Raw genomic sequence first — 8,160 nt, 5'->3', positions numbered from 1 at the left:
TTCAATTGGGAGATGGAGAAAAAATACATTCCCTTTTGATATCACCTCATTTTTTCCCAAAAATGATTCCTTCTCACCCTTTTCATGCCCAAGCGCTTTAAGTGAAAAGGGCAGCTGATGGGTTAACGGATGCTGTTCTGTGGTGAATAAAATGTGGCCATCAGGAAGACAGACAAGTATTTCATAATGTGCAACAGAAGCTTGACTTTTTCCCGCTTTTTCCCCATCAGAGCTTTTTACAGTTAATGCATCGATCTGCGATTTAGCCCGGGATAGTCGATCAGTCATGTCCGGAACTTCCGCCAGGGGCATCATGTCATAGGAGAGCGCTTGCTGGATCTCTCGTTGGAGGTCCGTCCCTACAATGTGGTATGTCAGGGCAATAGCCTCTTTTGACAGTTTTTCCAGGGTCGTGAAATTAAACAGGGCGTTAAACAATAGCGCGACGATTAAAAGAATAATAGAATGTAACAAAATTTTTTTCCCGCCAGAACCGGACATAAGAGGCGACAATTTTTGTTTCGTGGGTCCGGCGTTATTGCCGGACCCATTGGTATATTGGTAGGGGGGGCCAGAATTTTCTGTCATGCCTTTCCTGTCGCCCATATTTTATAAATGATTTAACTCAAATTCACCATTAACCAGCATGACAGGAAACCCTATTATTCGGCAGTCTCCGGTTTCATTTTCATGAATTTTAATTTTAGATTCCGGTTCATGAAGCCGGCATCGATATGGTAAAATAGTGTTTTGCCCAGGTATGATTTTATTTAACCGTTTGGATATGTAAGAAACGGCCACAGCGCCGGTTCCACATGCCAGTGTTTCCTTGAAGATACCCCTTTCAAAACAACGATATTCAAGAATCCCTTTTTCTCCAGGGGCTGAAACCGGCCTAGCAAAATTGATGCTCATTCCTGCAGGAAACATATTTTTATAAGTATTGTTCAAAGCCAGACCAATGCGATCGACCAGCCAGATACCAAAATCAACACGACGCTCAGCAGGTTTTCCTAAAGTTGAGGCGTACTCTGATGTCGCAAAAAGAACCTCTTCAAAGCCGCTCAGTATCCCGTCTTTTTCCGGGTAAATAACCATGTGAGGCTCTCCTGTAAAAACAATATAGCCTTTGATGTTTAATCGGGTCTGATTGGAAAATGGTTCAAGGTCATGGGCACGAAAGCCAATTTCAAGGTTGTCTACCGTCAAGATGATATCGTCATACAATTGGGCAATTTCCGGTTTAAACAAATCCTGCGTAATTTTACGTGGTTGCCCTAGATTGGCCCAGCTTGACTGCCCATCACGTTCCGTTCCGATATCAATTATTTTAGGGTGGTTAGTGGGTATTTCCGTAACTATTTTAACGGATTCCAGTTGGTAGGTTCTAAACAAGTAATTGGCGATACACATCAGCCCGTTCCCGCAGGAAAACGCCTCTGTTCCATCGGGTTCAAACATTCTGAATATAAAATCCGCCTCATGTAGGTCCGGGAGTTCATTCCAGTATCCCCTGACCTGATTGATTGAATCAAGAACCTTTCTTGTACATCTTTGAACAACCAGAAAATTGTCTGAGCCAATCCCGAAATACATATTGGTGGCAAAGTGGGCAAATCGCCCCTTTTCTGTTTCGCCGAAAATAGGAGAATTCACTTCGTCAACAAGTACAAAATTATTTCCGTACGAGGTAAATTTGCTGAAGGGGATTTTTTTCATTTATTGTTTTTCGCTTAATTTACGATTAAAATTCAGAGAAAAAATTTTCGACTTTAAAGATGAGAACATTATAAAACACGATCTCCATATCACTATGTTTGAATTGTCTTTGTTTTTAATGGTTTAACAAAAATTATAAGAAATTCTTCCTTTTTTAACACTCTAATGCCTGAAAGTCAATAATGCCTGGCATTCTAACAGGGCAATCGCTTATTCTTCAATGCCGGCACTCCTTCACTGAGAATTGCTGATCCGTTGTCGCAACAGGGTTGGCTTTTTCGCAGGGGGAGACATTTATGCTTGGTTAAGTGTTTCATAAGAAGCTCAGTACATAAACCGACCTGTTTAATGTTTGTGATAATCGGAAACTTTAAAAATATGGTTACAATTTTCTGATTAACGTTGTATAGTAAATAAACATATAATTTTATTAGATCCAGAGCCATTGCTGACCAGTTATTCAAAGACCTTTTGATTTAAAATTGAATGATGATTTATTTATCTTTGAAAAAGTTATATGTCTGATTCGTCATTTCATTAATTTAAATTTAAGGAGAAACATTATGGAAGTTAAGGACTATTGTAAGGCAATGTTGGCTGAAGTTAATGCTTGGAAAGAAAAATTAGACGCGCTGAAAAAGGTTGCAGATAATTATGATGCTGCAGAAAAAGAAAAAATTTTACCACTCATAGGGCAGATTGAACAGCAGGTAGCGGCTGCTCAGGCTCGCGTTGATGAATTAGAAAATGAATGCCCGTCAGACTGGTCTCCGATGAAAGATGAACTGGATGATTTGTTTGGAACAGTCGGCAATAGTGTTGACAGGGCCTGGAGAGATTTTGACAGGGGCTGGGTAGATCTTGAAGGGTAACGTCAACAGTTAATGGAATTTAAACTTTTTTAGGCTCAATTAGACGTTAAGGCCTCAGTTTTCAAAAATTGAGGCCTTTTGTTGTTTTACCGCTTCATATGTTGCGATTTGGAGATGCTATGTGCTCCTTTGAAAATACCATGCGGTGACGGCGATTTTCCCGGGCGTTTCTCTGACCTTGCTTTTTTTCAGATGTTCAATCTGTCCTCAATAGATTGAATCGCATCCTTTGCCGCATCCTTGAGATCTTCGTGGGACAGGGCCTCCTGCTGTGCGGCAATCCAGTTCCGGGTGTCGGGGGTGCCGATTTCTCCCAATGCGTATAAAATATCACCCTGGACAGGGATATCTTTGGTACTGAATACCTCAATTAAAATTTTTTCCAAATCCGAGCACAGGGCTGGTGCCTTTTCAGCAAGAGCTTCCACAACCACCATGGCACCTAAACGCACAGACCAGGTTTCATGGAGAAGAAGTCCGGAAAATCCTTTGAACAATCGGTTGGAGGTGAGCATCCGTTGGGTAATCCACTCTGCCCGGCCATCCTCCAGTATGGTTTTCAGGGCCTTTGTATCCAGGTCCATGCTCTCTTTATTAACGATCATGTCCACAATTTCTTCTTCCGCCACTGCCCCGGTCCATCGGGTATCATTGTTGAGAATCAGGCAGGGTGCGGACATCACTTTATCTTCCTGGGCTTTGTCAGGGAACAGGGATCCGTCAATGATGTGAAGATAAATTTTTTCACAGGCGGCTGCAAGGGGAATGAGCCGCTCAACCATCCCCGGGCAGTGGGGACACTGCAGGGCAATATAGAGGGTCAGCCGGCAGGGCGCTTCGATATTGTCCAAAGTTTTTTGAATATCATTAGCCGGATGCGGCTTTTCAAGGGAGTCCAGGCCTTTTAAAAAAGGTAACAGTTCGCGCTCCAGGGGAAGAGCGGAATATAGAATATTATTTTTCAGGAAAAAGCCGGGCAGGGCCGCAGGTTGACTGCTCTGCCTCCAGGATATGGAAGCCAATATCTCCTGCCATTGGCGGGCAAAGGATTCGAATTTTTTTTGCTCGGGATGTTCTGTGTTTGCAATGCCTAAGGTTGGACGTCCCAAAGGCGTCCAGGCCTTGATCCGTTCTTTTGTCATGTTGTCCATAATTGCGCTCCAGTTGGTTTGGGTTGCTTGTCCGGCATTATTTATCAGAATCCGGGTTTTAAATTAAGTGTAAATCATGTACATAATGGCCTGATACGAAATTAACACTTCACGGACAGGTTTCATGAAATATATAGCAGATCTGCATATCCATTCAAAATATTCCCGGGCCACGGCCAAAAATTTGGACCTGGAGCATATTTACCACAGCGCCCAGGTTAAAGGCATTACCCTGGTGGGCACAGGGGATTTTACCCATCCGGCCTGGATACAGGAGATAGAAGCTAAACTTGAGCCTGCCGAACCCGGCCTGTTTGCCTTAAAAGATGAAGTTGCAAAACAGATTGACGCCGACGTGCCTTTTCTGTGCAAGGGAGCTGTGCGTTTTATTCTCCAGGCTGAGATTTCCAATATATATAAGAAAGGTACAAGGGTCCGCAAAAATCATAATCTGATCTATCTGCCGGATCTGGACACGGCAAAGAAATTTAATGCCCGCCTGGATGCCATCGGCAACATCAAATCCGACGGTCGACCTATTTTAGGGCTGGATGCAAGGAACCTGCTGGAGATCATGCTGGAGACATCCGACCAGGGCTTTTTTGTCCCGGCTCATATCTGGACCCCGTGGTTTTCCATGTTCGGGTCCAGGTCCGGATTTGATACCATTGAAGAGTGCTTTGGTGATTTAAGTTCCCATATCTTTGCCTGTGAAACCGGCCTGTCATCGGACCCGCCCATGAACTGGCGGGTGAAAGATCTGGACAGGGTTCGGCTGATATCCAACTCCGATGCGCATTCCCCGGGATATCTGGGCCGCAACGCTTCGGTGTTTGATACGGATCTGGCCTTTGGTGCGGTGAGACGTGCCCTTGAAACCCATGACCTGAACGCTTACAAAGGCACCCTGGATATGTATCCACACCAGGGAAAATACCACTATGACGGCCACCGCAAATGCGGGGTGTGCCTTAATCCCGACCAGACTGCGGCTTTGGGCGGGATTTGTCCCGAATGCGGCAAACCCCTCACCCTGGGCGTGCTTTACCGGGTCCGGGAACTGGCTGACAGGCCGGAGGGGTTTACACCTGAAAACCGGCATCCCCATTCCTATCTGGTGCCCCTGGCCGATATTTTAGCCCAGATTTTTGAGGCTGGTCCCAATACCAAAAAGGTGAAAACCCATTATGACAAGGCTGTCAATGCCCTGGGGCCGGAACTTGCCATACTTACACAGCTTTCGCCTGAAATCATTGAAGGTGCCGGTGTGCCTTTACTGGCCCAGGCCATACAAAAGATAAGAGCCGGGGATATTCACATTGATCCCGGATATGACGGTGAGTATGGAACGGTCAATATTTTTACCCGGGAGGAAAAGGAGTGTATCCAGGGAGAAAAAAGCCTGTTTACCGGTCCTTTGCCCCCTAAAAAAACAAAAAAAACGGCCCACGAACCGCTTCGCCATAAAAAGCCTCAAAGCAAAGATGTGATATTGCCCTCATCTGAAAAAAAAGAGACCCCGGCATCTGTCAGCCCCAAACATATCCTTGATGGGCTGAACCCGGAGCAGGAAAGAGCGGTTAAATCCGAATCAAGGGCCGTGGTGATCCAGGCAGGGCCGGGTACGGGAAAAACTCGAACCCTTACGGCCAGAATCGCCTGGCTGCTCCGGGAAAACAGGGCTGCCCCTGAAAACATCCTGGCGTTGACCTTTACAAATAAGGCGGCCGGCGAATTAACCGGTCGGATTGAATCCTTTATTTCAAAAGAGGGAGCCCTTGTGACAGCTGCTACCTTTCACGGCTTCTGCCTTAACACGCTTAAGCGTTATGCAGATTTTAAGCGGGGGCTTATGGAGGATGATCTGCGGTTTGAGGTACTGGGACTGGCCGTCAAAGCGGTGACAGGCGAAAAAAAGGTGCCCAAAAAAACAGTGTCAAAAATAGATGCCTGGATCAGCCTGCAAAAGCAACAATTAAAGGCGCCTGGTGATGAAAGTTTGCATGACGCTGAAGATAGCGTCCTTGGAGATTTTGATCCGGTCTGGCCCGAGGTGTACAAAACCTATGACCGGCTGCTTCAAGAACGCAGCCTGGCAGATTTTGAGGATTTGATTTTCATCTGTTTCAGACTTTTTTCTAAGGATGCGGCTCTGCTCGAACAGGTGCGTCAACAGTATACGTATATTTTTGTGGATGAATACCAGGACCTGAATTCGGGCCAGTACAGGCTGGTGAAGCTTCTTGCACAAAACAGTCATATTTTCGTGATTGGTGATCCTGATCAGTCCATTTACGGATTCAGAGGGTCGGACAGCCGGTTTTTCAACCGGTTTGAACACGATTTCTTAGGGTGCGAACAGATACGCCTGCGCCGAAATTACCGGTCCACCCAGACCATCCTGGATGCCTCTTTCCAGGTGATTAGTATGGGTGATGATAAGGATAATGAGGGGCGTAAAATTTATGCAAGCCTTGACGGTACACAAAAAATTTTGATCAATGAAACTGCGAGTGAAAGCGCCGAGGCGGTTGCAGTGGGAAAGATTATTGAAAAAGGGGTAGGGGGGCTCTCTTTTCTCTCCATGGATAAGGGCACGGGACCGGATTCCGGAACGGACAGAGAATATGCCTTTTCCGACTTTGCCGTTCTCTACCGAACCCGGCATCAGGCCATGGCCTTTGCCAAGGCCTTTGAGAAGGCCGGCATCCCTTTTCAGACCGCAGACCGGGAACACTGGGTCGACATGGCAGGTATAAAAGACCTGTTGGCCCTGGTGCGGATTTTTCTTGGCCGTGGCAGTGAGGCTGACCGGCAGCAGTTTGCACAATTTTTACCCAGGATTGCAGAACTTTCACTCCCCATGAACACGTCAAAACTTCTTGGTACCTTGGCAGGTTGGCTGGATATTAAGGCCCTGGGCAACACAGATGAAACGCTGGCAGCAGCATGCCAGCGCCTTAACGCACTGGCAGACCGGTACTCCTCTCCCTGTGATCTTCTGGATGCCTTACGGCTGGACCAGGACCCTGACTTCCTGGACAAAACGGTTGAAAAAGTCTCTTTGATGACCATGCATGCCGCCAAAGGCCTTGAATTTTCAGTTGTTTTTGTTACAGGATGCGAAACCGGCACGATCCCCTTTGCCCGGGACGGAAAAACCGTGGAAGATCCGGATGAAGAACGCCGCCTTTTTTACGTGGCCATGACCCGGGCAAAGGAGATGCTTTATTTGACATATGCACGAAAAAGACGCATATTCGGCCGGGAGCAGCACAGAAACCGGTCCTGTTTTATTGATGATATCGAAAAGGAACTGGCCCGGTATGAAAAGGGAAAAACGCAGGTTAAAAAACAAAAATCCAAGGAAATTCAGTTGGAATTATTTTGAATGCTGCCAAAATGATTAACAATCAAGTACAAATAAAAAAAATGAAAATAGAACCAACACCTTATAAAAAGTTAGATCTGGAACATGGCCACTGCCTTGAAATTTTTGACGATTCAAGAAAAATCGGGGCAGATGCCTGGGTAGTGATCATGACCGCGACAATGAAGATTCCTTTGGAAATGTCATTGTTCACATCTGAACCGTTGTCTGATAGTGAATTTGATGATATTTTAAATATATTAGGGTCTCCCATTGAATATCGCTACCGGCTGGAACGTAACATGATCATGGATCATGAAAAGGATGCCGTGCTGGAAAATCTGGTAAATACATTTCTTGAAAATACCGGCCGATATGTGGCAAACCCTAAGTTTCCTGAAAAAATTGCATTAAAGGAGTATAAGGATCGGGTTGAAAAGCGCAAAAGGAAAAGATAGGTCGGTAAAGGTTCCGGGTTTTAGGACGATATTTTTTCTTTTCGCATGGCTGTGCCTGACATCTCCCTGCACGGCCTTGGGGGATATATATCGGTACATTGACCCCGATGGTGTGGTGCATTTTACCAATACGCCCACAGCCAAAGACTATACCCTTTTTCTCAAGGAAAATAGCGGGGACGAGTTACTGGCCCGGACAAGAAGATTCAAGGCCGGGCCTGATGTCTACAACGATATTATTTCCAGAGCCGCCAGTGCCTTTGGTGTGGATCACGCATTGATCAAGGCCGTCATCCATGCCGAGTCCTGTTTTGACCCCAATGCCGTGTCCATCCAAGGGGCAAGGGGGCTTATGCAGATCATGCCCCAGAATGACGCCTCCCTGAATATCTCAAATCCCTTTGATCCGTCCCAGAATATTATGGGCGGAACCCGTTATTTGAAGCGGATGCTCATTCGGTATAATGAGAAACTTGCCCTGGCGCTCGCCGCCTATAACGCAGGTCCATCGGCTGTGGACAAATACAACAAAATTCCACCCTATGAAGAGACCCAGACCTATGTACAAAGGGTGATGTCGTTGTATTCAC

At 46.0% G+C, this 8,160-nt stretch carries 7 protein-coding genes; 4 read left to right on the top strand and 3 right to left on the bottom strand.

Annotated features, from left to right (window positions below; all coding sequences use genetic code 11):
• Both B3D59_RS03480 and B3D59_RS03475 read right to left on the bottom strand, forming a co-directional pair.
• The coding region (locus tag B3D59_RS03480) for a hypothetical protein (protein ID WP_286817717.1) at positions 1 to 588 on the bottom strand (588 nt) is incomplete at its 3' end.
• A gap of 21 nt (positions 589 to 609) precedes the next feature.
• Positions 610 to 1,719 (bottom strand): hypothetical protein, encoded by a 1,110-nt coding sequence (locus tag B3D59_RS03475; protein ID WP_286817716.1) that lies wholly within the window; start codon positions 1,717 to 1,719, stop codon positions 610 to 612.
• A 563-nt stretch (positions 1,720 to 2,282) separates the two neighbouring features.
• Here B3D59_RS03475 and B3D59_RS03470 point away from each other — a divergent pair.
• The gene (locus tag B3D59_RS03470; protein ID WP_286817715.1) at positions 2,283 to 2,591 is read left to right on the top strand and encodes a hypothetical protein; all 309 of its coding nucleotides are present in this window, start codon (positions 2,283 to 2,285) and stop codon (positions 2,589 to 2,591) included.
• A gap of 188 nt (positions 2,592 to 2,779) precedes the next feature.
• Here the strand turns inward: B3D59_RS03470 and B3D59_RS03465 are convergent, their stop codons facing one another.
• A complete protein-coding gene (locus tag B3D59_RS03465; RefSeq protein ID WP_286817714.1) occupies positions 2,780 to 3,742 on the bottom strand; it encodes a thioredoxin family protein in 963 nt (320 codons plus the stop codon).
• A 124-nt stretch (positions 3,743 to 3,866) separates the two neighbouring features.
• Between B3D59_RS03465 and B3D59_RS03460 the strand changes: the two genes are divergently transcribed.
• The 3 genes from B3D59_RS03460 to B3D59_RS03450 form a co-directional block, all read left to right on the top strand.
• On the top strand, positions 3,867 to 7,133 hold the full coding sequence (locus B3D59_RS03460) for a UvrD-helicase domain-containing protein (protein WP_286817712.1): 3,267 nt from the start codon (positions 3,867 to 3,869) through the stop codon (positions 7,131 to 7,133).
• 41 nt (positions 7,134 to 7,174) lie between these two features.
• Positions 7,175 to 7,570 carry a hypothetical protein gene (locus B3D59_RS03455; RefSeq protein ID WP_286817711.1) on the top strand — a complete coding sequence of 132 codons (396 nt, stop codon included), beginning with the start codon at positions 7,175 to 7,177 and terminating at the stop codon, positions 7,568 to 7,570.
• On the top strand, positions 7,545 to 8,160 hold a 616-nt coding region (locus B3D59_RS03450), incomplete at its 3' end, for a lytic transglycosylase domain-containing protein (protein WP_286817710.1). The genes B3D59_RS03455 and B3D59_RS03450, both read left to right, overlap by 26 nt.

It is taken from the genome of Desulfobacter sp. UBA2225, assembly GCF_002348205.1.
Classification (GTDB): domain Bacteria; phylum Desulfobacterota; class Desulfobacteria; order Desulfobacterales; family Desulfobacteraceae; genus Desulfobacter; species Desulfobacter postgatei.
The sequence above is the reverse complement of the archived record's forward strand: the minus strand, read 5'-3'. Positions and strand labels throughout refer to the sequence as shown.